The organism is Paracoccus everestensis, from assembly GCF_021491915.1.
In the GTDB taxonomy this organism is placed as follows: domain Bacteria; phylum Pseudomonadota; class Alphaproteobacteria; order Rhodobacterales; family Rhodobacteraceae; genus Paracoccus; species Paracoccus everestensis.
This window is the reverse complement of record NZ_CP090836.1, coordinates 2,273,203-2,298,177: the sequence shown is the minus strand read 5'-3', so window position 1 is coordinate 2,298,177 and position 24,975 is coordinate 2,273,203. Positions and strand designations below refer to the sequence as shown.

Below are 24,975 nucleotides of genomic sequence, written 5' to 3'. Positions count from 1 at the left end.
GCTCGCGGCCCCGGGTCGCTTTCCTGACCAGCAACGGAAAAGCGATGTCGGGATTGCTTCGCGCCCATAAGATTGCAGATGGCTTGACTGGGCACGGGTGGACATCGATTGTCCTCGACCCAGGCCTCGGCCTTGCCCGGCACAATCGTATCCTGCGGCAATTCAGGCCGGACGTGGTGGTCTTGCAGAAATGCCGCAATCCGTTCAGCCGGGCGGAATACCTGAAGGACTGGCCGCTCGTCCTGGACATTGACGACGCCGATTTCCTGGATCCAACCCTGTCATCCGTGCTTGAAGATGTTGCCAGGCAAGCCAGGGCGGTCATGGCGGGAAGCCGCTTCCTGCACGACTGGGCGGTGCAGTTCAACGACGACGTGTCGATTGTCTGGACGGGAACGCCCTTGTCGACCGCGCCTAGGCCCGATCATCACGCACGCCAGCCGATCATTACCTGGGCGCAGGCCGACCCGCTTGGCTATCCCGATGAAATGCGGTTTTGCCGCGATGTCATGCTGGATGTCGTGTCACGGATAGGCCCGGTCGATTTCCGCCTTTATCGCTGCGTCGGACAAGAGAACCACCCGATCCTGAGGGAAATGGCCACGGCGGGTGTCCGCCTGCAAATATTGCCCTTCATGGATTACGCCCAGTTTCTTGTGTCCCTTCGGGACGTGTCCATCGGCCTGTCGCCCCTGGCGGGCCGCAACTTCAGCCTGGGCAAGTCGTTCGGGAAGATCCTGGGATATATCGACGCACGCGTGCCGGTGATCTGCAGCGATGAAGCGGACCATGATCTGTTCTTTGCCGCAGGATCGGGGATCGTCAGCAATGATCGCAAGACATGGGCGGATGCGATATGCCGCCTGATCGCGGACCCGGATGCGCGAAACCGCATGGCGGACGCGGCCCATGACGCGGCCCTTTCACGATTGTCCACCGAGGCCGTCACCTTGCAGGTGCATCGGATCCTTTCGCAGGTCCGCCTGAAAACCTTGGACCGCAGTGCGGTGGCAGCCGATCTGCAGCAGGAAAGGCTGTCCTGATGCCAGGGAAACAGGATGCGGGAAAGGCGCGGCGCCTGATCGTCCATATGGGCGTTCAGAAAACCGGTAGCACCTCGATCCAGCGGCACCTGCGGCGCAACGAGGATGCGCTGGCAGGGGATTTGGTGGTCCGCACGCCCGAGGAAGGGTCGCCCATGCGGCCCCTGGGCCGGGCGGCGGTCGGGTTCAGCCTGGCCCCCGACAAGGATCGTGAACAGGCGTTGAAGCTGGCCTTCCGCGAGGTGCTGGACGGGCTTCCCCAGACAGATGTGCCGGTGCTGATCAGCCATGAAAACCTGGCAGGCGCCATGCCGGGCAATGGCGGCGAGGTTCGGCTTTACCCGGCCCTGCCGCGGATCGCCGCGCTGCTGGTGGCCGAGGCGCGGGATTTCGCGGTGGATTTCGTGGTCTATACCCGCAAGCAGAAGACCTGGCGGCCCTCGGTCTGGGCGCAGGCGGTGCGGACCGACGGTTATGAGCGCAGCCTAGTTGAATTCGAGGCCGAGACTGCCGATCTTCCTGGCTGGGGCGACCTGATCCGTCGCCTGAACGCCGAGACCGGCGGGCGCGTCACCCGCTTCAAGCTGGAGGACGAGGATGACCTGCTGCGCCCCGGCCGCCAGTTGCTGTGCCATGCGGGGCTGGACGACGCCCTGATCGACTCGCTTGATCCCTTGGACGGGCCGACCAACAGCCGCCTGAACGACGGCGCCACCGAATTCCTGCGCAGGCTGAACGGCCTGTCGCTGAACCCCCACGCACATGGCCGGATCGTCGATCTGGTCGCGCGCACCGAGCATCTTTTCGCGGCGGATGCGCCGCAAGGCACTTCGTAAAGGAGCACCCAATGGTCCAGTTCACCCTGCCCAAGAACAGCCAGATCCGCGTCGGCAAGACCTGGCCCCGGCCCGAGGGCGCGACCAATGTCCGCAAGTTCACGATCTATCGCTGGGATCCCAATACGGGCGAGAACCCGCGGCTGGACACCTATTTCGTCGATACCGACAAATGCGGGCCGATGATCCTGGACGCGCTGATCAAGATCAAGAACGACATCGACCCGACCCTGTCGTTCCGCCGGTCCTGCCGCGAGGGGATCTGCGGATCCTGCGCGATGACCATCGACGGCGGCAACCACCTGGCCTGCATCTATGGCATCGACGAGGTGAAGGGCGACATTTCCATCTATCCGCTGCCGCATATGCCGGTGGTCAAGGATCTGGTTCCCGACCTGACCCATTTCTATGCCCAGCACGCCTCGGTGAACCCTTACCTGATCACCAAGTCGCCCACCCCCGGCAAGGAATGGAAGCAGTCGATCGAGGATCGCAAGAAGCTGGACGGGTTGTATGAATGCATCCTGTGCGCGTCCTGTTCGACCGCCTGCCCGTCCTATTGGTGGAACGGCGACCGGTATCTTGGCCCGGCCGCGCTGTTGCACGCCTATCGCTGGATCATCGACAGCCGTGACGAGGCGACGGGCGAGCGGCTGGACGAGCTGGAGGATCCCTTCAAGCTGTACCGCTGCCACACGATAATGAACTGCACCAATACCTGCCCCAAGGGGCTGAACCCCGCCAAGGCGATTGCGTCGATCAAGCACATGATGGTCGACCGGATGGTGTGATCCGCGTCCCGCGACAGCCGGGGGCTTCGCGCCCCCGGACCCCCGCGGGATATTTGCGTGAAGAAGAAAGGGCCAGAGGTTCATCCTCCGGCCCTTTTTCATGGTGCGGCGAGGTATTTCGTCAGCCTTCGACCTTGGTGAAATCCGCGATCTGCTGGCCTGCGGCGCGGATGCGGTGCAGCAGGTTCAGGCGGTTGCGGCGGACGATCTGGTGATCGGTATTGACCTGCACCGCCTCGAAGAAGGCGTCGATGGGCGCGCGCAGGGCGGCGATGGCGGTCATGGCGGCGGGGAAATCCTCGGCCTTGATCGCGGCCTTGATCGCCGGTTCCGCGGTGTCGAGGGCGGCGAAGAGGGCGCGTTCCTGATCGGTTTCGGCGAACTTCACGTCGGCGCCGAAGCTGTATTCGACGCCGTCCTTTTCCTCGGCCTGGGCCAGGATGTTGCCCGCGCGCTTGAGGCCCTGGGTCAGGTTCTTGCCGTCTTCCGTTTGCATCATCGCATTTAACGCCGTGGCGCGGTTGACCACCAGCACAAGGTCGTCGTTGCCGGGCTGCGCCAGCACGGCATCAATGATGTCGTGGCGGATGCCTTGGTCGCGGAGATAGATCTTGAGGCGGTCATGGAGGAAGGAGAGGAGGTCGGAGGGAGCGCCGCTGCACAATGCACGATACTTCTCTACTACGCGACTAAACGAAGCAATGTCAGCATCGAGCTTGTTCAGTTGAGCCTCTAATTCTTCTCGCGTGCCCGTGAGAATAGTTCCGGTATAAGAGGGATCACTGAGCCTTTGAGCGATCTCAGCGCGAGCCTCGACATCCGTCGCGAGCGTGGCTTCAAGCAACGGTAGATCAGGCTGCCGTTCGACTGCAATCTTCAATAACGGAAGCAGATTTGCTCGGTGCATAGAGGAAGTAAGTAGTCGGATCACTCCCAACGCTGCCCGGCGCAGCGCATAAGGATCTTTTGAACCTGTCGGCTTCCCATCAATCGCCCAGAACCCGGCCAGCGTGTCCATCTTGTCCGCAAGCGCCACAGCCACCGATACCGGGGCAGTCGGCACCTCATCAGACGGCCCGAGCGGTGAATAGTGATCGCGAGCGGCGTCGGCCACCGCATCGGGCTCACCTGCTGCGCGAGCGTAGTAGCGGCCCATGGTGCCTTGCAATTCGGGGAACTCGCCGACCATGGCGCTGCGTAGGTCTAACTTTGCCAGCCGCGCTGCCTGTTCGGCCTGATCCGCGTCGGCGCAGACCAGCGGGGCGATTTCGCGGGCGAGGGCGGCGATGCGGTCGATGCGGTCGGCCTGGCTGCCCAGCTTGTTATGGAACGTGACCGACTTCAGCCCCTCGGCCCAGGCGCTCATCCCCGCCTTGGCCTCTCGCAGGTCATTTTCCCAGAAGAACGCCGCATCGGACAGCCGCGCCGCCAGCACCCGCTGGTTTCCAGCCAGGATCGTGGCGCCGTCGTCGGGAGTCTCGATGTTGGCGACGGTGACAAAGCCCTCGATCCGGCCGGTCTTGGGATTGCGGGCCGAGAAGAACTTCTGGTGTTCCTTCATCGAGGTTTGCAGAACCTCGGGCGGCAGGTCCAGGAAACGCTCCTCGATCACGCCCATCAGGGGAACGGGCCATTCGACAAGGCCCGCGACCTCGGACAAAAGGGCGTCGTCGGGCACGATTTCCCACCCCCGCGCGAAGGCGAGATTAGCGGCGTGCTGCCGGATCGCTTCGTCGCGTTCATGGCTGTCGAGGATCACATGGGCGCGGCGGAGTTTGGCGGCATAGTCGTCAAAGCCCGTGACGGTGAAGGCATCGGGCGACAGGAAGCGGTGGCCGCGCGTGGTGTTTCCAGCGGTGATGCCCTCGACCGTCAGGGGGACCATGGTGGCGCCGGATTCGTCGGACAGCAGGCAGATGATCGAATGCAGCGGGCGGACCCACCGCAGCGAACCCGCGCCCCAGCGCATCGACTTGGGCCAGGGGAAGTTGCGGATGGTGGCGTCCAGCACCTCGGCCACGATCTCGGATGCGGGGCGGCCGGGCTTTTCGATGGTGGCGAACCAGACCTGGCCTTTCTTGTCGTCACGCGCGACCAGTTGGTCGCGGGTCAGGCCGGTGGAGCGGAGGAAGCCTTCAAGTGCGGCCTCGGGGGCGTCGGTGCGGGGGCCCTTGCGTTCCTCGCGCGTGGTTGGGCTGTTGGGGGTCAGGCCTTCGACCGCCAGGGTCAGGCGGCGGGGCGTGGAAAAGGCACCGGCGCTGGCATAGGTCAGCCCGGCGTTGACCAGTCCGTCCGTCACCAGCTTCTTCAGATCCTCGCGGGCCCGGGCCTGCATCCGGGCGGGGATTTCCTCGGAAAAAAGTTCGATCAACAGGTCGGGCATCAGTCCATCACTCCGCGTTCCGGGGTCTTGTCGTTGTATTGGTGCCAGCCATAGACGCGGCCATCGGGATAGATCGCCAGCACGCGGTCCACGTCGGGGCGGATTTCGGCCTGGCCCAGCACGGCCTGGGCCGCACCGGATTCCAGGTCGGTCGTGATCTGGCCGTGGTCGAAGCAGTCGAACCAGCGGGGCGCGCCGATGGGCGTCGCGCCCTTGAACGGCACGGGGTCGGCGGGCTGTTCGGCCAGCACCGCGCAGACCCGCCATTTCAGGGGCGAGCTGTCGCCGTCGATGCCTTGGAAATCGCTGGCCGGTACCGCGATCGGGCCAGCGGCAGTCTGCACGGTGATCGCATCGGCAGCGGGGATCCTGTCGTAGAAATAGTATTCCTGCAAATACCACATCCCGCCGCCCGCGACCGCGCCAATGGCCAGCAGCCCGATGCCGACGATCTTGCCGTTCATGATGCGGCGGGGGCCTGGGCGGCCTCGGTTGTGACGAACAGGTCGGCGCAGGCTTTTGCCAAGGCACGGACGCGACCGATATAGGCCTGCCGTTCGGTGACCGAGATTACGCCGCGCGCGTCCAGCAGGTTGAAGATATGGCTGGCCTTGATCGCCTGGTCATAGGCCGGATGCGCCATGGGGATGGTGCGGCCGGCAGCGTCCACCGGATCGGCGGCCAGGATCCGGGCGCATTCGGTCTCGGCGTCCTTGAAATGCTGGAACAGCGTATCCGTGTCGGCCTGATCGAAGTTCCAGCGGGAATATTCGCGTTCGGTCTGGCGGAAGATGTCGCCATAGGTCAGGGGGATCGGGGCGTCTGGATCGTTGAAGGGCATGTCCATGACATGTTCCACGCCCAGGACATACATCGCCAGCCGTTCCAGGCCATAGGTCAGCTCGCCCGATACCGGGCGGCAGTCGTGGCCGCCGACCTGCTGGAAATAGGTGAACTGGCTGACCTCCATCCCGTCGCACCAGACCTCCCATCCCAAGCCCCAGGCGCCCAGGGTCGGGGATTCCCAGTCGTCCTCCACGAAGCGAACATCGTGGACAAGGGGGTCCAGGCCGATGGCGCGCAGGCTGCCCAGATACAGATCCTGCAGGTTCGCGGGGCTTGGCTTGATGATGACCTGATACTGGTAATAATGCTGCAGGCGGTTCGGGTTCTCGCCATAGCGGCCATCCGTCGGGCGGCGCGAAGGCTGGACATAGGCCGCGGCCCAAGACCGCCCGCCAAGCGCGCGCAGGGTGGTTGCCGGGTGAAAGGTGCCCGCGCCAACCTCCATGTCATAGGGTTGCAGGACGGCGCAGCCCTGTGCCGCCCAGTAATTCTGCAACCGCAGGATGATTTCCTGAAAGCAACGGGGTCGGTTGGGGCTGGTCATCGGGGCCGTCCTTTGCATAGATCAGCACAAGCTTGCGCGCCTTCTAGGCGGGGCGGGGAACAGGGTCAATAAAGGCCGCAAGAACGGCCAGCGAAGGGGAACGGGGATGCGGCGCTTGGCATGGGTGGTATTGGCGGCTGGGCTGCCCGTGATGGCTTTCGCGCAGGACGCGGTGATCCGCATCGAGGCCAAGCGGGGCGACGACGTGGCAGAAGCCGCCGCCCGCTGGGCCAGCCAGCTGGGCGAGGTGGTGACATTCGCGCTACCGGGCGGCTGGACCGCGATTGCCATAGGCCCGCTGACACCCCGGGAAGCGGGCGAACGGATCGGCCAGTTGAAGGACGCGCGCCGGATCCCGCCCGACAGCTTTGTCACCGTGCCGGGCAATGACGTGGTGCTGACCTCGGTGGGCGACGCCGTCCCCGTGGCCCAAGCGGCGCAGCCCGCCCCGCAGCCGGACCTGCCTGCGCCGGGCGCTTATATCCGCCTGCAATCGGTGCAGTCGCGGGCAGATGCCGATGCGGCCCTGACAGAATGGCGCCAAACCTTCCCCGATGCCGGGCTGGCGCAGTTGCCGAACGGCTGGTTCGGGGTGGTGCTGGGTCCGGTCGACCGGGCTGCTGCCGATGCATGGCTGCGGCTCTTCAAGGATGGCGACGTGGTGCCGGACGACGCCTTTGTGTCGGACGCATCCGAACTGGGCGCGGTGGTTCAGGCGGGAAAGTCCCCCGACCTGCCGGCGCCGCCCGCCACCGCCGCCACCATGCCGCCCCTGGACCAGGTGCAGCGCGCGTTGCGGTGGGCGGGCGTTTACGACGGGGACATCGACGGCAAGTCCGGCCCCCGGACCCGCGACGCCATCCAGGCCGAGATCCTGGCCGAACGCCTGTCCACCGATCCCGGCACCGCGATGGCCGAACTGATCGCCCGCCGCGACGCATGGCGATCCGAGGTCGGGTTGACGATGCTGGACGACGAGGCCACGGGTCTGTCGGTCATGGCGCCGATGGACCGGCTGGCCTTTGACCGGACGGAACGGGCGCTGTCGATCTATGGTCCCAGGGACGGGTCGGGGGCTGCGCTGATCCTGTTCAGCCAGCCCGGCGGTCAGCAGGAATTGCTGGATCTGTCCGGGCTGGTAACGGCGCTTGGCTGGGTGCCGCAGCCGACCCGGACCATCAAGCCCAGCCATGTCCTGCTGGAGGGTGCCAATGATGCCCATATCGGCCGCGCCGAAGGCTGGGTCCGCGACGGCCGGGCCGAGGGCTTTGTCCTCATCTGGCCCGCCGCCGACGCACAGGGCCAGGCGCGGATCGCGGCAGAAATGTCGGACAGCTTTGCGCGCAAGGGGCCAGCGGCGAATGATGCGCCTGCCCAAGCCGCCGCACCGGCCATGGGCAACCCCTAGCCCCGCCAGAAGCGCGGCAGCAGCAGGACCAGCACGGAAACCAGCTCCAGCCGGCCCAGATACATCCCCAGCGTCATCAGCCATTTGGCGCTGTCGGGAAATTCGGCGATGGAACCGTTTGCGGTGATTTCCGGTCCCCAGATCGGGCCAATATTGGCAATGGCGGTCCAGGCGCCGGTCAGCGCGGTGCGCGGGTGCAGGCCGGTCAGGGACAGGCCCACGATCAGCAGCCCAAAGGTCAGCATGAACAGCGTGAAGAAGGCCATGACGGAATCGATCACGTCCTTGTCCAGGGGACGGCCCTCGTAGCGGAGGGCATAGACCCGGTGCGGCGAATGCATCCGGCGCAACTGCGCGCGCACGGCCTGGAACAGAACCAGGTATCGGAACACCTTGACCGAACAGGCGGTCGATCCGGTGCAGCCGCCGATCAGCCCGCAGATGATCAGGATCGCCAGCGGCAGGTGGCCCCAGGTCATCACGTCGGTCGAAAAGAACCCCGTTCCCGAAAAGGTGGAGACGGTGTTGAACACGGTTTCCCGCGTGATGTCGAAGACATTGCCCTGATGCTGCAGGAAGACCACGCGATAGGCGATGATGATGGCGCAGGCATAGAAGATCCAGCGAAGATAGGCGCGGATCTGCAAGTCCCGCCAGATCGGCGTGAACTCCCCCCGCATCCCCTGCACCAGCCGGATGAACGGGATCGAGGCCAGGATCATGAAGAACGACGCAGCCCATTCGATCGGCCCCAGGAATGCCCCGAAGCTGGCGTCGTAATTGGAAAACCCCCCGGTAGAGACCGTGCCGAAGGCCTGCACGATGGCGTCGAACCCGTTCATGCCCAGCAACAGATAGGTGATCGTGCAGAATCCCGTCAGCATGACATAGATGCGCGTCATCTCGGCCGCGATCTCTCCTGCGCGGGGCATGATCTTGCCCAGGGTGTCGAAACCCTCGGACCGGAAGAACTGCATTCCGCCGACCTTCATGATCGGCAGGAACACCATGGCGACCACCACGATCCCCAACCCGCCGATCCAGTGCAGGATCGCGCGCCACAGATGCGTGCCCCGGGGCAAGCCGTCCAGTTGGGGAAAGACCGTGGTGCCGGTGGTGGTGACGCCCGACATCGCCTCGAAATAGGCGTCGACGAAGCGGGCGTCTGGCTGGCCCAGCATGAAGGGCAGGGCGCCGAACAGCGGCAAGACCGCCCACAGCCCCGAAGTCAGCAGGAAGGCCTGCTGGATCGAAAGGTTGCGGTAATTGCCCCAAGTCGCGACCGACACCAGCGTGCCCACGACCATCGTCAGCGCGGCGGATTGCAGAAAGACCGCCCAGTGCGGATCGCCGTGCCACCAGTCCACCCCCATGGGCGCCAGCATCGAAACCCCCAGGGTCACGATGATCTTGCCGATCGGATGGGCCACGGGGCGAAGGTCGATCATGGCGATTGCTTGCCCCGCGCCCGGTCGGGCGTCAAGCGCCCTGCTGGACGCGGCCATCCATGCGGTTGATGCGGCCCACCCAAGCGCCTGCCGCCAAGAGCGCCAGGCCTGCCGCAAGGGCCACCGCCCCCGTGGCCTGGTCGAAGGCGTCATTGGCGATGGACAGCAGGCGATCAGCCTGGGGCGCGGGCAAGGTCGCGGCCAGGGCCAGGGCGCCATCCAGCGAATCCGAGGCCTTTTTTCCCAAGCCTGCTGCACTGGACGAAGCACTGTAAATTCCGGCCATCAGGCTGCCCAGGATGGCAATGCCAAGCGCGCCGCCCAGTTCATAGGACACTTCCTCGACCGATGCCGCCATGCCCGCCCGGTCGGCGGGCGCGCTTAGCATGATGGTGGACGAGGCCGCCGTCATCGCAGCCCCGATGCCCGCGCCCATGATGGCAAAGCTTGCCAGTTCGATCCCCTGGTGGCCTACGCCTGCCCAGTAAACCAGGATGCCCGCCCCGCTGACAACAAGCGTCGCCGCCAGCAGGCGGCCTGCGCCAACCCGGCCCAGCATCATGCCGGCGACCGGCCCGGCTAGGAACGACGCCAGCGGGATCGGCAGGACGAAAAGCCCCGCTTGCAGCGGCGACAGCCCCTGAACCAGTTGCAGGCGCTGTGTGATGGCAAGCTGAACCCCCAGCAGGGCCGCAGCCGAGACAAGGGCGCCAATTACGCCCCCTGCAAATCGGGGGCCGTGGAACAGCGTCAGGTCGATCATCGGATTGGCGCTGCGGCGCAGGCGGCGAAAGAACAGCGCCAGGGCGGCAAGGCCCGCCAGGGCGGACAACAGCAGCACCGTCAGCGACGGGTCCGGCTTGGCGATTTCCTTGATGGCCAGCGTCACGCCGACCAGCCCGACCAGGACCAGCAGCGATCCGACAGGATCAAAGGGATGGTGTCCATGACCTTGGCCCCGAGGCACAAAGGCGGCCGTCAGGGCAAGCGCCGCCAGCACCACCGGCAGGTTGATCAGGAACACCGCGCCCCAATGGAAATGTTCCAGCAGCGCGCCGCCGATCACCGGGCCAAGCGCCGCGCCGCCCGATGCGACGGCGGCCCAGATGCCAATGGCAAGGGCGCGGTCGTCCGGATCCTCGAATGTGTGGCGGATGATCGACAGCGTGGCGGGCATCATGGCCGCAGCGCCCACGGCCAGGCCCGCACGCGCCGCGATCAGGGTGGCGGATGTGGGCGCAAAGCCGGCCGCCAATGATGCCGCGCCAAAGATCGCCAGGCCGATCGTGAACATCCGCCGGTGCCCGTAACGGTCGCCAAGCGCGCCCGCGCCCGGCAGCAGCCCCGCCACGACCAGGGAATAGGCATTGACGATCCACAGCTTTTCCGTGGCCGAGGCTTCCAGGTCGCGCGTCAGCGTCGGCAACGCGGTGTAAAGCGCCGTCATGTCGATCACGATCAGGAACAGCGCACTGGACACGATGGCCAGCACAAGCCAGGGGGAACGGGCGGTCATGGGCTTCAGGTCGCCTCTGCCCGCTAAACTGCCGCCAGGGCCGCGATGATCGGGCCGAAATCAGCCGCCTTGAGGCTGGCCCCGCCGACAAGGGCGCCGTCCACATGGGGAATGGCAAAGATCGCGGCCGCATTGGCGGGCTTGACGCTGCCGCCGTAAAGCAGCCGGACCTGCGCCGCATCTGCGACCCGGTCCTCCAGGCGCTCGCGCATCAGCGCATGAACCTCGGCGATCTGGTCAAGGGTCGGCGTGCGTCCGGTGCCGATGGCCCAGACCGGCTCATAGGCGATGACGGTATTGGCCGCCGTCGCGCCTTTGGGGATGGATCCATCCAGTTGCGAGGCGATCACCGCCAGGGTTTCCCCGGCATCGCGCTGCCTCTCGGTCTCGCCCACGCAGATGATCGCGGTCAAACCGGCGGCATGGGCGGCCGCGGCCTTGGCCGCCACCATTGCATCGGTTTCGCCATGATCGGCGCGGCGTTCGGAATGGCCCAGGATCACATGGGACGCACCCGCATCCCTTAACTGCGCAGCCGAGATATCGCCCGTATGGGCGCCCGAGGATGTCGCATGGCAATCCTGCCCGCCGACCGCGATAGCGCCCGCGCCGATCCGCGCCTTCATCGCATGGATCAGGACAGCAGGCGGGCAGATCAGGACGTCGCAGCCCGGCGCCGCCTGGGCTGCCGTCAATGCGTCGATCTCGGCCAGGGCGGCAAGATCGCCGTTCATCTTCCAGTTTCCGGCTGCCAGTTTGCGCGGTGCCATGCCATCCCTCCAAGCGTTTGAAACGGCTTAGGACCATGACGCCCGGTTCGCAATCATGATAGCGCCGCAACTGCGACGGAAAGCCGGTCACCCGGCGGCGCGGCTTCCGTCCAGCGGCTCGAACCGCACGGATTCCCCGCACCCGCAGGCATCGGTCACATTGGGATTGCGGAACTTGAAGCCCGATTCCAGCAGCCCGGTTTCATAGTCGATCTCGGTGCCGAACAGGAACATCTGCGCCCGCGGCGCGATCAATACGCGGGCCGCACCCTGTTGCACGACTTCCTCGTGCGGCTCTGCCGCCTCGACCAGGTCCATGGTGTATTCCATGCCTGCGCAACCGCCCTTTTTCAGCCCGATGCGCAGGCCAAAGGCGTTCTTGCCCGTCATCAGCCGCGCAATCTGGCGTTCGGCGGCGGGCGTGATCGTGACCGGCACGGATCCGGGAATGGCAAACATGGCGCGTTCCTTCTGTTCACCCCAAAGATAATCCCGCAACCCACGCCCATCAAGACGTGGCTGTTTTGCCTTGGTCCAAATATCCTCGGGGGTCGGGGGGGCAGACAGCCCCCCGTCTTCCTACATGAAGCCCAGTTCCAGCCGCGCTTCGTCGGACATCATGTCCATGCCCCATTGCGGTTGAAAGGTCATTTCCACATCGACCTGCTTGACGCCCGGCAAGGGTTCCACCGCGTCCGCGACCCAGCCCGGCATCTCGCCCGCGACGGGGCAGCCCGGCGCGGTCAGGGTCATGATGACCCGCACCTCGTTTTCCGGGTTGACCTGGATGGTATAGATCAGCCCCAGATCGAAGATGTTGACCGGGATTTCCGGGTCATAAACAGTCTTGCAGGCCTCGACGATGCTGTCATACAGTGGATGGTCGGTGGTCGAGGGCGCGATCAGCGGGGCGCCTTCCTGCGGTTCGGTCATGGCGTGTTCCTGTCGAATTTGCTTTCATATAGGCACCCCGTCTCCCCAGGTCCAGAGAGGGGGCGCATTGCGATCCCCCTCTGCATTGGATAAACACGCCCGGTTCCAGCGACAGGCCCCCCGATGAGCGAGCGTTTTTCCTTTACCCTTCACGCAACCGACGGCCCTGCGCGCACCGGCACCATCCACACGCCGCGGGGCGAGATCCGCACGCCCGCCTTCATGCCGGTGGGCACCGCGGCCACGGTCAAGGCGATGCTGCCGGAATCGGTGCGTGCCACGGGCGCGGACATCCTGCTGGGCAACACCTATCACCTGATGCTGCGCCCTGGCGCGGACCGGATCGCGCGGCTGGGCGGATTGCACCGTTTCATGAACTGGGACCGGCCGATCCTGACGGATTCCGGCGGCTTCCAGGTCATGTCGCTGGCCGCCCTTCGCAAGCTGACCGAAAACGGCGTCACCTTTTCATCCCATATCGACGGGTCCAAGCATATGCTGTCGCCCGAAACCAGCATGGAAATCCAGCGCCTGCTGGGCAGCGACATCGTGATGTGCTTTGACGAATGCCCCGCGCTGCCGGCGACCGACGACGCCGTGGCCCAGTCCATGCGCCTGTCGATGCGCTGGGCGCAGCGGTCGCGCGACGCCTTTGGCGACAGGCCGGGCCATGCGCTGTTCGGCATCATGCAGGGCGGCGTCACGCCTGACCTGCGCGAGGAATCCGCCGAGGCCCTGAAGGCCATCGGCTTTGATGGCTATGCCATCGGCGGCCTTGCCGTGGGCGAGGGACAGGAGGCGATGTTCGGCGTCCTGGATTACGCGCCGGGTTTCCTGCCCGCCGACAAGCCGCGATACCTGATGGGGGTGGGCAAGCCCGATGACATCGTGGGTGCGGTGCAGCGGGGCGTTGACATGATGGATTGCGTGCTGCCGTCCCGGTCCGGGCGGACCGGACAGGCCTGGACGCGGCGGGGCCAGGTCAACATCAAGAATGCCCGCCATGCCGACGATCCGCGCCCGCTGGACGCGGACTGCACCTGCCCGGCCTGCACCGGATACAGCCGCGCCTATCTGCACCACGTCTTTCGTGCAGGCGAAATGATCAGTGGGATGCTGCTGACCTGGCACAACCTGCATTATTTCCAGGAACTGATGGCGGGCCTGCGCGGCGCCATTGCCGAAGGGCGGCTGGACGCGTTTGTGGCCGATTTTCATGCGGTCCGGGCGCAAGGCGACATCGACGCTCTGTGATCCGTCAGCCCGGCTGACCAAAAACGCTTTCCATCAGGGAAGCTTCGCCTTATCCGTTCCCAATTGGCGGACGAACCGCCCCGCGCGAAAGACCCACATGAGCGACGACATCACCACCATCACCCGGACCGAAGACCTGGCGCGTTTCTGCGAGATCGCAAAAACCGCCCCCTATGTCACGGTCGATACCGAATTCCTGCGCGAGCGGACCTATTGGTCCAAGCTGTGCCTGATCCAGCTTGCGCTTCCGCCCGCATCGACTCCCGGCACCCCGGGAGGAGAGGCGGTTCTGGTCGATCCCCTGGCCGAAGGCCTGTCACTGGAGCCGCTTTATGACCTGTTCCGCCACACCGGTACGGTCAAGGTGTTCCACGCCGCCCGCCAGGATCTGGAGATCTTCTTTCACGACGCGGGCCTGTTCCCGCAACCCTTGTTCGACACCCAGGTGGCCGCGATGGTCTGCGGGTTCGGCGAACAGGCAGGCTATGAAACCCTGGTGCGCCGGATCGCGCGGGCGAACCTGGACAAGTCGTCGCGCTTTACCGACTGGTCGCGCCGTCCCTTGTCGGACGCTCAGGCCGCCTATGCCCTGGCCGATGTGACGCATCTGCGGGTCATCTATGAATTTCTGTCGGCCGAGCTGCGCAAGAACGGCCGCGAAAGCTGGCTGGCCGAGGAAATCGCGGTCCTGGAAGACCCCGAAACCTATATCACCCGTCCCGAGGAAGCCTGGCAAAAGATTCGGACCCGCACCAACTCGCCGCGCTTCCTGGCGATCCTGCGCGAACTGGCCCGGTTCCGCGAAACCTATGCCCAGGAACGCGACATTCCCCGGACCCGCGTGCTGAAGGACGACGCGATGATCGAGGTCGCCTCGACCAAACCCCTGACCGAGGCCGACCTGGGCCGGTCCCGCCTGCTGCTGCGGGAAGCGCGCAAGGGCGATATCGCCAATGGCATCCTGGCCGCCGTCAAGGCGGGGATCGAATCCAAGGATCTGCCCCAGCCCAAGGCCGACGAACCGGGCAAGCCCGGCAATGCCGCATTGTCCGACCTTTTGCGCGTGCTGCTCAAGGCCAAGGCCGACGCGTCGGGCGTGGCGCCCAAGCTGATCGCCTCGTCCTCGGAACTGGACGCCATCGCCCAGGGCGACCGCGATCTGCCCGCGCTGAAAGGCTGGCGGGCCGAGGTGTTCGGCCAGGATGCATTGCGCCTGGCGGCAGGGGAAATCGCGCTGTCGGCCAAGGGCGGCGCAGTGCGCGTCGTGCCGGTGGGATAAGGACGGGCGGCGGCGTTCCTGGCCGTCCGCCCCGCCAGTCCGCCTAGCTTCTGGTCGCACCCGAGGGCAGCGACGGCGTGGCGGGGTTCGGGGTGATCACCCGGAACTTGGCCCGCCGCGATTCCGCGCTGTCCGCCCGTTTCGCCGGGCGTTCGGAAGGTTGCAGGTCAAGGGCCTTGCCCGGCCCGGCCCCGCGCCAGTCGCGGCCGAAATCCGAAGCCGAGGGCGCGAGGGTCTTGCCCCCCTCGATAATCGGCATGACCTCGTCGGAAACCAGGTCGAAGCGGCGCGGCGCGATGCCGATCTGGCCTTCGGCGATGATGCAGCCAAGCGCGCGGGTCACGTCGCCCAGGTCCGAGGACAAGGGCAGCAGCAGCAGCCGCGCAGACAGTTCGGGGCGGGCATATTCCGCCTTGGCGTGCAGCGTCATCTGCGCCAGTTGCGGGGCGCGGAAGACCGATTCCAGCACGTCCGACCAGCGGCCGCGCGAACTGGGATTGGCCAGCGAACAAAAGGCCATGCCCCGCACCTCCATCCCCATCAGGTCGATCAGGTGCTGGCCCGCAAGGCGAAAGCGCGCGGCGCCGGGGGCGATTCGTTCCAGGATAAAGGCGTGATCAAGGGCGCGGTGAATGCCCTGGGGCTGGATGTCGGACCGTGCGGGCACGGCCCGGCCGCGCCGCAGGCTGTCCCAATAGGCGCGCATATCTGCCAGAATTCGGGCAGGTTGCGCCGGGTTGAAATCCGCAAGTTGCAAAATCTGTCCCGTGCCATCCGCCCGGGGCGGATGCGACGCCTTGTCGTCCTGCCATTCCGACACTGTTGAACCCTCGTCACTGCCGCGCGTCCAGGAACGCGGACACGCTATACTCTCCAACGGCATGATAAACATAACTTCGCCCCATGCCGAGTCGTTTTCCTAACGAATGGTTAAGATGGCAAGGGGGGCCGGGGTCTTGACCGTCCCGCATCGCTGGTCCATCCCGCGCCCAAAGCCAAAAGAAAGACGCCCCATGGACAGAACCGGCCTGCTGATCATCCTGTCATCGCCTTCGGGCGCAGGGAAATCCACGCTGGCCCGGCGGCTGATGGATTGGGATCCCTCGCTGCGCTTTTCGGTATCCGCCACCACCCGTCCCCCCCGCGCGGGCGAGGTGGACGGGCAGCATTACGTCTTCACCTCGCCCGGGGCCTTTCACGAAATGGTCGAGCAGGGGCAGATGCTGGAATACGCCGAGGTCTTCGGGAACCTGTACGGCAGCCCCCGCGCGCCCGTCGAGGCCGCGATGCGCGACGGGCGCGACACGCTGTTCGACGTGGACTGGCAGGGCGGCCAGCAGATCCGCGCATCGGCCCTGGGCGGCCATGTCGTGTCGATCTTCGTTCTGCCGCCGTCCTTGCCGGAACTGGAACGCCGCCTTCGCGCACGCGGGCAGGACAGCGACGGGGTGATCGCGGGCCGGATGGCGAAAAGCCGGGCCGAGATCAGCCATTGGGCGGAATACGATTACGTCCTGGTCAACGACGATCTGGACCAGACCGAACACAACCTGCGCGCCATCCTGACCGCCGAACGCCTGCGCCGCGACCGGCAGGGGGGCCTGGGCCGCTTCGTCAAGGATCTGATGGAGGAACACGCATGATCTGGGAACTGGACGGCATCGCCCCGCAGCTTGCGGCGGATGCCTGGGTCGCGCCCGACGCACAATTGATAGGCCGGGTCGTGCTGGAGGACGGCGCATCGGTCTGGTGGGGCGCGGTCCTGCGCGGCGATAACGAGGAAATCCGCGTAGGTCGGGGCAGCAACATCCAGGATCTCTGCGTTCTGCACACCGATCCCGGCTGTCCGCTGGTGATCGGCGCGGATTGCACCATCGGCCACCGCGCGATCCTGCACGGCTGCACCATCGGCGAGGGCGCCTTGATCGGCATGGGCGCGACGATCCTGAACGGCGCCCGGATCGGGGCAGGGGCTTTGATCGGCGCGGGCGCCCTGGTCGCCGAGAACAAGGAAATTCCGGCCGGTGCCTTGGTCATGGGCGCGCCCGGCAAGGTCGTGCGGGTGCTGGACGACGCGGCGCAGGCCGGCCTTCGCCAGTCCGCCGCACGATACCGCGCCAATGCCGCGCGCTTTCGCGCGGGCTTGCGGCAGGTCGGGTGATGCAGGACGGCCACCGCCGGGCCTCGGATCTGCTGGAGGGCGTGCCGGTCCCGATGCTGGCCGTCGATGACAAGGCCCGCACCATCGGTGCCAACCGGGCGGCCGTGGCCCTGTTCGGCGGCGGCGATCTGCTGAACCGGCCCTTTGTCACGGTGGTGCGCCATCCCGGCGTCGTCGCGGCGGTGGACTGGGTGCTGGATCCCGACCGCCATCCCGCCCCTGCGCCCGACCCCTCGGCACTCCCGCCCATCGATGGCGTGGCACGGCTGAACGCGGCGATCGTGGCCGACGGGCGCGACATCGCGGCCGATATCACCGTGGCGCGGCTGCCTTCGCCCCTTGGGCGGGGGGCGACGATTGCGGTGATCGATCGGTCCGTGACCGAGGAAGCCGAGCAGATGCGCCGCGATTTCGTCGCCAATGTCAGCCACGAATTGAAGACGCCGCTGACAGCGATGATCGGATTCATCGAAACCCTGCGCGGCCCGGCCCGCGACGATGCCCGCGCCCGAGACCGTTTCCTGGACATCATGGAACGCGAGGCCGCACGCATGAACCGCCTGGTCAGCGACCTTTTGTCCTTGAGCCGCGTCCAGGCCGAGGAACGGCGCCGCCCTTCGGACCAGGTCGACCTGCCCCTGCTGCTGCGAGGCGTCTTGGCAACCATGGACCGTGCAGCCCAGGCGGCGGGCGTCACGGTGGAAACCCAGGGCCTTGGCGGCAGCCAGATGGTGCCGGGCGATCCCGACCAGCTTGTCCAGATCTTCCAGAACCTGATCGAGAACGCCCTGAAATACGGGGGCTACGGCGGATACCTGGGCGTCCTCATGCGCCGGATCGACCACGAACCCCTTCTGCGCGGCCCGGCCTGGGCCGTCGAGATCCGCGACCGGGGCGAGGGGATCGAGGGGATGCACCTGCCGCGCCTGACCGAACGCTTTTACCGGGTCGATACGCACCGGTCCCGCGCGCAGGGCGGAACCGGGCTTGGCCTGGCCATCGTCAAGCATATCGTCAACCGCCACCGCGGCCGCCTGCGCATCGACAGCACGCGCGGCCAGGGCAGCACGTTCACGGTGATCCTGCCCGAAAGCGCCAGCCGGGGCTGAGGGTTTTGCCGGTGGCGGGCAGCACGCCGCTGGCCTATAACCTTTGCAACGCTTTGGACCGGAGGCCGCCATGACCCAGAACCCCCAACCCGATCCCGCCAAGCTGGCCGCCGCGCGAGCCGCGGTGGCCCTGGTCCGGGACGGCATGAAGCTGGGCCTGGGCACCGGATCGACTGCCAGCGTCATGGTGCGCGAACTGGCCGCGCGCGCACGGGCCGAGGGGCTGTCGCTGCGCTGCGCCGCCACCTCGAAGGCGACCTGCGACCTGGCGGAAAGCCTGGGACTGACCATCGAAAGCCTGGACCAGATAGGCTGGCTGGACATGACCATCGACGGCGCCGACGAGGTCGATCCCGACCTGCACCTGATCAAGGGCGGTGGCGGCGCGCATCTGCGCGAAAAGATCGTGGCAGCGGCCAGCCACCGGATGGTGGTGATCGCCGATCCCGCCAAGGTGGTAGAGCAACTGGGCGTCTTTCCGCTGCCGGTCGAGGTGGTGCAGTTCGGGTTCGAGACCACCCGCACCCTGGTCCGCCGCGCCCTTGACGATCTGGACCTGGCCGAGTGCGACGTGCTGCATCGCCTGAAGGGCAGCGATCCCTGGGTTACGGACGAGGGCAACTGGATCCTGGATCTGCATCTGGGTGCGATCCCCGATCCGGTCGCCCTAGCCCGCGCCTTGTCGGCCATTCCAGGGGTCGTGGAACACGGCCTGTTCCTGGGGATGTGCCACCTGGCCATCATCGGCAAGCCGGACGGCACGGTTGTCCGCCTGGACCGCAATGCCGATATAGACGCCGACATGCTGGCCGGCGAAGGAGATTGAACCGTGACTTTCGACTTTGACCTGTTCGTGATCGGCGGCGGCTCGGGCGGCGTTCGGGCGGCGCGGATCGCGGCGGGGGAACATGGCGCGCGCGTGGCCCTGGCCGAGGAAAGCCGCATGGGCGGCACCTGCGTCATTCGCGGTTGCGTGCCGAAAAAGCTGATGATCTTCGCGTCCCAGGCCGGTCTGATGGCCGAGGAGATGCGCGGCTATGGCTGGGAAGGCGCCCAGGCGGGGCGATTTGACTGGCCGGTGTTCAGGCACAAGCTGGATGCCGAACTGACCCGGCTGGAACTGATCTATACCGCGAACCTGGAAAAAGCCGGGGTCCGGATCTTTCACCAGCGGGCCACCATCGTCGACGACCACACCGTCGCCCTGGCGGATGGGACGCAAAAGACCGCCAAGCACATCCTGATCGCCGTGGGCGGGCGTCCCGCGCTGCCGGGTATTCCCGGCGAGGAACTGGGCCTGATCTCGGACGACCTGTTCCTGCTGGACAGCCTGCCGCGCCGGGTGCTTGTGGTGGGCGGCGGTTATATCGCCTGCGAATTCGCGACCATTCTTGCGGGCCTGGGTTGCGAAACGGTGCAGGTCTATCGCGGCGATGCGGTGCTGCGCGGCTTCGACCGGCAGGTGCGCGATCTGGCGACCCTGCAGCTTAGCGGAGTGGGCATCGACCTGCGGTTGAACGTCAACCCGACCGGGCTGGAACGCGAAGGCGACCGGACCCGCGTGACCTTTACCGACAACAGCCATGACGATTTCGATGCGGTGTTCTGGGCCACCGGGCGCGATGCCTATACCGGCGGCCTGGGGCTGGACAAGACCGGCGTCCACCTGCGGCCCAACGGCGCGATCCAGGTGGACGAATGGTCCCAGACCTCGGTCCCCTCGATCTTTGCGGTGGGCGACGTGACCGACCGGGTGAACCTGACCCCCGTGGCGATCCGCGAAGGCCATGCCTTTGCCGACACCGTTTTCGGCGGCCGGGCGCGCAAGGTCGCCCATTCCAATATCGCCAGCGCCGTTTATCTGCGCCCCCACGAGGCCGCATCCATTGGCCTGACCGAGGAACAGGCCTGCGCCCGGGGCGACGTGGATGTCTATGCCACCACCTTCCGCCCGATGCGGTCGATGTTCGCGGGCAGCAATGCCAAGATCATGATGAAGCTGCTGGTCGATCCCGAAACCGACCTTGTGCTGGGATGTCACATCTTCGGTCCCGACGCGGGCGAGATGATCCAGCTTGCCGCGATCCCCATCACCATGGGCGCGACCAAGGCCGATTTCGACGCGACCATGGCGGTCCATCCCACCGCTGCCGAGGAACTGGTGACGATGCGCCAGCCTGCGCGGCAGCACCGGCTGGCTGTTCCTGCACGGGCTGCAACCGCCTGACAATTGCGACAGATGGGCGCGGGCGGGGGTTGTCCGGGTTGACATTTCCCCCCATGGCACCAGTTTTCAAGCAACGGAATTCCGAAGAAGAAAGAAGGACCACTGATGGCAAGTCATGGCCCATGGGGCGGCGGGAACGGCGGAGGAGATGACGAGGATCGCGACAAGCGTCCCACGAACCGCCCCTGGGGACAGCAGCAACCGCCGAAAGGGCCGCAGCGCCCCGGCGGTCCGCAGCAGATGCCCGAGATCGAGGAACTGATGAAGAAGGGCCAGGAACGCCTGCGCGTGCTGATGGGCGGGCGCGGCAGCGGCCCTGGACCGAACGGCGGCGGTCCGCGTCGGCCTCAGGCGCCGGGATTCCAGTTGAACCGGTCCACCCTGACCATCGGCGGGCTGATCCTGCTGGCCTTGTGGGCATTCGCCAGCTTCTATCGCGTGCAGACCAACGAACGCAGCGTCGAGTTCCTGTTCGGCCGCGCCGTGGCTGTGGGAACCGAAGGCCTGAACTTCGCCCCTTGGCCGGTCGTCACCGCCGAGGTCATTCCCGTCACCAACGAACGCGTGACGGAAATCGGCACCGGGCGTCAGGGCGAAATGGACAACGGGCTGATGCTGACGCGCGACCAGAACATCGTGGACATGGAATACCAGGTCGTCTGGAACATTTCCGACCCCGAGAAATTCCTGTTCAACCTGGCCGATCCGGCCGACACCATGCGCGCCGTCGCCGAATCCTCGATGCGCGACATCATCGCGCGCAGCGAACTGGCGCCTATCCTGAACCGCGACCGGGGCACCATCGCCAACGACCTGCAAACCTCGGTCCAGGAAACGCTGGACGCCTACCAGTCGGGGATTAACGTGGTCCGCGTCAACCTTGACCGCGCAGACCCGCCCGCCGAGGTGATCGACGCCTTCCGCGAGGTGCAGGCCGCCCAGCAGGAACGCGACCGGCTGGAAAAAGAGGCTGACGCCTATGCCAACCGCGTGCTGGCACAAGCCCGTGGTGACGCCGCCCAAGCCCTGGAACAGGCCGAGGCTTACCGCGCCCAGGCCGTCAACACCGCCCAAGGTGAAGCCGCGCGGTTCAATTCGATCTACGAGGAATATGTGAAGGCGCCCGAGGTGACCCGCCGCCGGATGTATTTGGAAACCATGGAGAATGTTCTGGGTGGCGTGGACAAGGTGATCCTGGGCGACGGGGTCGAGGGGCAGGGATCGGGCGTCGTGCCCTATCTGCCGCTGGACCAGTTGCGCCGCAGTGACCCGGGCCAGGGCCAAGGTCAGCGCCAAGGCCAAAGCCAAGGCCAAGGCCAGAACCAGTCCCAAGGTCAGAACCAGGTCCAGGGCAACACCAATATCGGGGGGACCAACTGATGGCCGCCGCTCGCAGAATAACGGCCGCGACGCTGGCCATTCCCGCCCTGATCGCGGTGGCCGTGCTGGTCGCCTCGTCCCTGTTCATCGTGGATGAACGCGAACAAGGCCTGGTCCTGCGCCTGGGCCGCGTGGTCGATGTCAAGGAAGACCCGGGCCTGGGCTTCAAGGTGCCGTTCCTGGACAATGTCGAGAAATACGACAGCCGCATCCTGGGCCTTCCCACCGTCCCGTTGGAGGTCACGCCGCTGGATGACCGCCGCCTGATTGTGGATGCATTCGCCCGCTGGCGCATCACCGATGTGGTCCGCTTCCGCCAGGCCGTTGGCGCGGGCGGGATCCAAGGCGCGCAGGGCCGTCTGGAACCCATCGTGCGCAATGCCATCCGCGAGGTGCTGGGCACCGTGCCATCGACCAGCGTGCTGTCTGACGACCGGACCGCGCTGATGAACCAGATCCGGGACGAGGCGCGCAAAAACTCCGAAGGGCTGGGGGTCGAGATCATTGACGTGCGCCTGACCCGCACCGACCTGCCCGAGCAGAACCTGAACGCGACCTATGCCCGGATGCGCGCCGAACGCCAGCGCGAAGCCGCGGACGAGATCGCACGGGGGGGCGAGGCCGCGCAGCGCGTTCGCGCCGCCGCCGACCGGACCGTCACGGAACTGACCTCGGAGGCGCAAAAGCGGGCCGAGATCGCCCGAGGCGAGGCCGATGCGCAGCGTAACGCCATCTATGCCGACGCCTTTGGCCGCGACCCGGAGTTCTTTGCCTTCACGCGGTCGATGACATCCTATGAGCGCGCGATCCGGGGTGAAAACAGCACCATGGTGTTGCAGCCGGATGGTGAATTCTTCAGCTATCTGCGCGACGACGGATCCAGCCGCGCGAACCCCTCGCCCACGCCGGTGCCTGCGGGCAATTCGGCAGGCGCGGCCCTGGCCCCCGACGCCCCCGAGGAGGAGGAAGGCCTGGTCACGCCCACCGTGACCGACCGCGACGGGAACCGCCTTGGCGAAAGCGCAGGCGTTACCTTGACCCCCGTGCCGGAAATGCTGACCACGCCGCCGCAGGAAACCGAAGGCGTGGTGGCCCCTGCCACGCAAGGCGAGGACACCGCCGCTCCTGCTGCGCCGCAGTCCGACGACCTTTCGCCCGCGGCAGATGAGGCGGCGGCAGAGCCGGCGTCCGAAGGAACAGCCGCCGAGCCGGCGCCTGACCAAGGCGACGGGGCCGACCAGGCCGCGCCGGTGCAGGAATAAGAAACGAAAAAGGGCGGATGGCAGACCATCCGCCCTTTCTGCAATAAAAATCACGATCAGTTCACCGTCCGAGAGCGTGGTTTATTTGCAACGCCGCCCTATTTCTTCTTCATATCACCGGCGGTCCCCGGCCCCTGTCAGGACCGAAGCACGCGAAAGATGAGGACATCCGCATGAAGACGCTTTCTCCTCGGCACCTTCTGACCGCCTCGGCACTGGCCTTGACCGTCGGGCTTGGCTTTGCGGCCGCGCAGGACGCGCAGCCCGATATCTCGCCCGAGGCCAGCCAGCAGGCGCAAGAGGCGGCGAAGAACAATGAACCTTTGTCGGCGCCGGAAACGGCCTCGTCGCAGGTCATGCCCGACAGCTTTGCCGATCTGGTCCAGCAGGTCGCCCCTGCCGTGGTCAACATCACCACCACCGCCGTCGTGGCCCAGCCCACCGGCGGCGAGGGCGGCCCGATGCTTCCCGAAGGCAGCCCGTTTTCCGACCTGTTCCGCGACTTCGGCTTTCCCGGAGCGCCGGGGCAGGAGGGTCGGGGCGGTCCCCGTATGCCCCAGCGGTCAAACGCGCTCGGGTCCGGGTTCGTGATTTCGGCTGATGGTTTCATCGTCACCAACAACCACGTCATCGAAGGCGCGGACGAGATCGAGATCGAGTTCTATTCCGGCGAAACCCTGCCCGCCGAAGTGGTCGGCACCGATCCCAACACCGATGTGGCCGTGCTAAAGGTCAAAAGCCCCGATCCGCTGCCCTTTGTGGAATTCGGCGATTCGGACGAGGCCCGCGTGGGCGACTGGGTGCTGGCGCTTGGCAACCCGCTGGGCCAGGGCTTTTCGGCCAGTTCGGGGATCGTGTCGGCCCGCAACCGCGAATTGTCGGGAACCTATGACGATTACCTGCAAACCGACGCGGCCATCAACCGGGGCAATTCCGGCGGCCCGCTGTTCAATCTCAAGGGCGAGGTCGTGGGCGTGAACACCGCGATCCTGTCGCCCAATGGCGGCTCCATCGGCATCGGCTTTTCGATGGCGTCCAACGTTGTGTCCACCGTGGTCGATCAGCTTCGTGAATTCGGGGAAACCCGCCGTGGTTGGCTGGGTGTCAAGATCCAGGACGTGACCCCCGACATGGCCGAGGCGCTTGGCCTGGCCGCCGAATCGGGCGCCATGGTCACGGATGTTCCCGAAGGCCCCGCGAAAGAGGCCGGGATGCGTGCGGGCGACGTGATCACCAGCTTTGCCGGGTCCGAGGTCGCCGATACGCGCGGCCTGGTCCGCCGCGTGGCCGAGGCGCCTGCCGGGGAACCGGTGGATGTCGTGGTGCAGCGCACCGACGGTCCGGTCACGCTGTCCGTGACGCTGGGTCGCCGCGAAACCGCCGAAGGCACCGGAGAGACGCCTGGCAGTTCGGACAACAGTCCCCGCCAGCAGAACGTCCTGGGAATGTCGCTGTCTGTCCTGACGCCGGAAATGGCCGCGGACATGGGGCTGCCGAACGATGCGCAGGGCTTGCTTGTGCAAGAGGTCGATCCCGCCAGCGAAGCCGCCGAAAAGGGTTTGGCCCCCGGCGACATCATCACCGAGGCGGGCCAGCAACCCGTTGCATCGGTGGGCGACCTGAACGCCCGCATCGACGAGGCGCGCGAGGCGGGCCGCAAGTCGCTGCTGGTCCTGGTGCGCCGCGACGGAGAGCCGCGCTTCGTGGCCCTGCCGGTCGACAAAGGCTAAGGGCACAAGCCTAGGGGCGATCCTGCCAGGCATGACGGCAACGGGCGGTTCGCAG

Annotated in this window: 23 protein-coding genes; 14 read left to right on the top strand and 9 right to left on the bottom strand. The window is 66.2% G+C overall.

Annotated elements, in window-relative coordinates; genetic code table 11:
- The first annotated feature begins 173 nt into the window (after window positions 1-173).
- Genes LZ585_RS11355 through LZ585_RS11345 form a run of 3 tightly spaced genes read left to right on the top strand, consistent with a single transcriptional unit; the run spans window position 174 to window position 2,670 of the window.
- Complete coding sequence (locus LZ585_RS11355; RefSeq protein ID WP_234853674.1) at window positions 174-1,043, top strand: glycosyltransferase family protein; 870 nt, start codon at window positions 174-176, stop codon at window positions 1,041-1,043.
- Window positions 1,043-1,879: a hypothetical protein gene (locus tag LZ585_RS11350; RefSeq protein WP_234853673.1), complete on the top strand. Its 837-nt coding sequence runs from the start codon at window positions 1,043-1,045 to the stop codon at window positions 1,877-1,879. The genes LZ585_RS11355 and LZ585_RS11350 overlap by 1 nt, the downstream gene beginning before the upstream one ends.
- An 11-nt stretch (window positions 1,880-1,890) precedes the next feature.
- Window positions 1,891-2,670 carry a succinate dehydrogenase iron-sulfur subunit gene (locus LZ585_RS11345; protein WP_234853672.1) on the top strand — a complete coding sequence of 260 codons (780 nt, stop codon included), beginning with the start codon at window positions 1,891-1,893 and terminating at the stop codon, window positions 2,668-2,670.
- Between the two features lie 121 nt (window positions 2,671-2,791).
- Here LZ585_RS11345 and glyS read toward each other — a convergent pair whose 3' ends face one another.
- The 3 genes from glyS to LZ585_RS11330 are packed head-to-tail and all read right to left on the bottom strand — an operon-like array spanning window position 2,792 to window position 6,443.
- Window positions 2,792-5,053, bottom strand: a complete 2,262-nt coding sequence (gene glyS / locus LZ585_RS11340; protein ID WP_234853671.1) for a glycine--tRNA ligase subunit beta — start codon at window positions 5,051-5,053, stop codon at window positions 2,792-2,794.
- Complete coding sequence (locus LZ585_RS11335) at window positions 5,053-5,517, bottom strand: DUF6446 family protein (RefSeq protein WP_234853670.1); 465 nt, start codon at window positions 5,515-5,517, stop codon at window positions 5,053-5,055. Before LZ585_RS11335 ends, glyS begins: the two co-directional genes overlap by 1 nt.
- On the bottom strand, window positions 5,514-6,443 hold the full coding sequence (locus LZ585_RS11330; protein WP_234853669.1) for a glycine--tRNA ligase subunit alpha: 930 nt from the start codon (window positions 6,441-6,443) through the stop codon (window positions 5,514-5,516). The genes LZ585_RS11335 and LZ585_RS11330 overlap by 4 nt, the downstream gene beginning before the upstream one ends.
- Window positions 6,444-6,549: 106 nt before the next feature.
- On the opposite strand from LZ585_RS11330, the gene LZ585_RS11325 reads away from it, so the two are divergent.
- Window positions 6,550-7,851: a peptidoglycan-binding domain-containing protein gene (locus LZ585_RS11325; RefSeq protein WP_234853668.1), complete on the top strand. Its 1,302-nt coding sequence runs from the start codon at window positions 6,550-6,552 to the stop codon at window positions 7,849-7,851.
- Here the strand turns inward: LZ585_RS11325 and LZ585_RS11320 are convergent.
- The 5 genes from LZ585_RS11320 to LZ585_RS11300 form a co-directional block, all read right to left on the bottom strand.
- Window positions 7,848-9,299: a TrkH family potassium uptake protein gene (locus LZ585_RS11320; protein WP_234853667.1), complete on the bottom strand. Its 1,452-nt coding sequence runs from the start codon at window positions 9,297-9,299 to the stop codon at window positions 7,848-7,850. The genes LZ585_RS11325 and LZ585_RS11320 overlap by 4 nt on opposite strands.
- A gap of 31 nt (window positions 9,300-9,330) precedes the next feature.
- Complete coding sequence (locus LZ585_RS11315; protein ID WP_234853666.1) at window positions 9,331-10,815, bottom strand: MFS transporter; 1,485 nt, start codon at window positions 10,813-10,815, stop codon at window positions 9,331-9,333.
- Window positions 10,816-10,838: 23 nt separating this feature from the next.
- On the bottom strand, window positions 10,839-11,585 hold the full coding sequence (tpiA, locus tag LZ585_RS11310; RefSeq protein WP_234853665.1) for a triose-phosphate isomerase: 747 nt from the start codon (window positions 11,583-11,585) through the stop codon (window positions 10,839-10,841).
- Between the two features lie 87 nt (window positions 11,586-11,672).
- Window positions 11,673-12,044: a HesB/IscA family protein gene (locus LZ585_RS11305; protein ID WP_234853664.1), complete on the bottom strand. Its 372-nt coding sequence runs from the start codon at window positions 12,042-12,044 to the stop codon at window positions 11,673-11,675.
- Between the two features lie 120 nt (window positions 12,045-12,164).
- Complete coding sequence (locus LZ585_RS11300; RefSeq protein ID WP_234853663.1) at window positions 12,165-12,518, bottom strand: SUF system Fe-S cluster assembly protein; 354 nt, start codon at window positions 12,516-12,518, stop codon at window positions 12,165-12,167.
- 123 nt (window positions 12,519-12,641) lie between these two features.
- Between LZ585_RS11300 and tgt the strand changes: the two genes are divergently transcribed.
- Window positions 12,642-13,772 (top strand): tRNA guanosine(34) transglycosylase Tgt, encoded by a 1,131-nt coding sequence (gene tgt, locus LZ585_RS11295; RefSeq protein WP_234853662.1) that lies wholly within the window; start codon window positions 12,642-12,644, stop codon window positions 13,770-13,772.
- A gap of 109 nt (window positions 13,773-13,881) precedes the next feature.
- Window positions 13,882-15,051 (top strand): ribonuclease D, encoded by a 1,170-nt coding sequence (rnd, locus tag LZ585_RS11290; RefSeq protein ID WP_234855818.1) that lies wholly within the window; start codon window positions 13,882-13,884, stop codon window positions 15,049-15,051.
- Window positions 15,052-15,094: 43 nt separating this feature from the next.
- Here rnd and LZ585_RS11285 read toward each other — a convergent pair whose 3' ends face one another.
- Complete coding sequence (locus LZ585_RS11285; RefSeq protein ID WP_234853661.1) at window positions 15,095-15,871, bottom strand: PAS domain-containing protein; 777 nt, start codon at window positions 15,869-15,871, stop codon at window positions 15,095-15,097.
- Window positions 15,872-16,064: 193 nt separating this feature from the next.
- On the opposite strand from LZ585_RS11285, the gene gmk reads away from it, so the two are divergent.
- The 8 genes from gmk (at window position 16,065) to LZ585_RS11245 (ending at window position 24,920) form a co-directional block, all read left to right on the top strand.
- Window positions 16,065-16,694 (top strand): guanylate kinase, encoded by a 630-nt coding sequence (gmk, locus tag LZ585_RS11280; RefSeq protein WP_234853660.1) that lies wholly within the window; start codon window positions 16,065-16,067, stop codon window positions 16,692-16,694.
- Window positions 16,691-17,212, top strand: coding sequence for a gamma carbonic anhydrase family protein (locus LZ585_RS11275; RefSeq protein ID WP_234853659.1), 522 nt, complete (start codon window positions 16,691-16,693; stop codon window positions 17,210-17,212). The genes gmk and LZ585_RS11275 overlap by 4 nt, the downstream gene beginning before the upstream one ends.
- Window positions 17,212-18,321, top strand: a complete 1,110-nt coding sequence (locus tag LZ585_RS11270) for a sensor histidine kinase (protein ID WP_234853658.1) — start codon at window positions 17,212-17,214, stop codon at window positions 18,319-18,321. Before LZ585_RS11275 ends, LZ585_RS11270 begins: the two co-directional genes overlap by 1 nt.
- A 70-nt stretch (window positions 18,322-18,391) precedes the next feature.
- Complete coding sequence (rpiA, locus tag LZ585_RS11265; protein WP_234853657.1) at window positions 18,392-19,147, top strand: ribose-5-phosphate isomerase RpiA; 756 nt, start codon at window positions 18,392-18,394, stop codon at window positions 19,145-19,147.
- A gap of 3 nt (window positions 19,148-19,150) precedes the next feature.
- Entirely contained in the window at window positions 19,151-20,548 is a 1,398-nt protein-coding gene (gorA, locus tag LZ585_RS11260; protein ID WP_234853656.1) for a glutathione-disulfide reductase, read from the top strand.
- 105 nt (window positions 20,549-20,653) lie between these two features.
- A complete protein-coding gene (hflK, locus tag LZ585_RS11255; protein ID WP_234853655.1) occupies window positions 20,654-21,928 on the top strand; it encodes an FtsH protease activity modulator HflK in 1,275 nt (424 codons plus the stop codon).
- The gene (locus LZ585_RS11250) at window positions 21,928-23,190 is read left to right on the top strand and encodes an SPFH domain-containing protein (RefSeq protein ID WP_390625066.1); all 1,263 of its coding nucleotides are present in this window, start codon (window positions 21,928-21,930) and stop codon (window positions 23,188-23,190) included. The genes hflK and LZ585_RS11250 overlap by 1 nt, the downstream gene beginning before the upstream one ends.
- Window positions 23,191-23,363: 173 nt before the next feature.
- A complete protein-coding gene (locus LZ585_RS11245; RefSeq protein WP_234853654.1) occupies window positions 23,364-24,920 on the top strand; it encodes a Do family serine endopeptidase in 1,557 nt (518 codons plus the stop codon).
- Window positions 24,921-24,975: the final 55 nt, after the last annotated feature.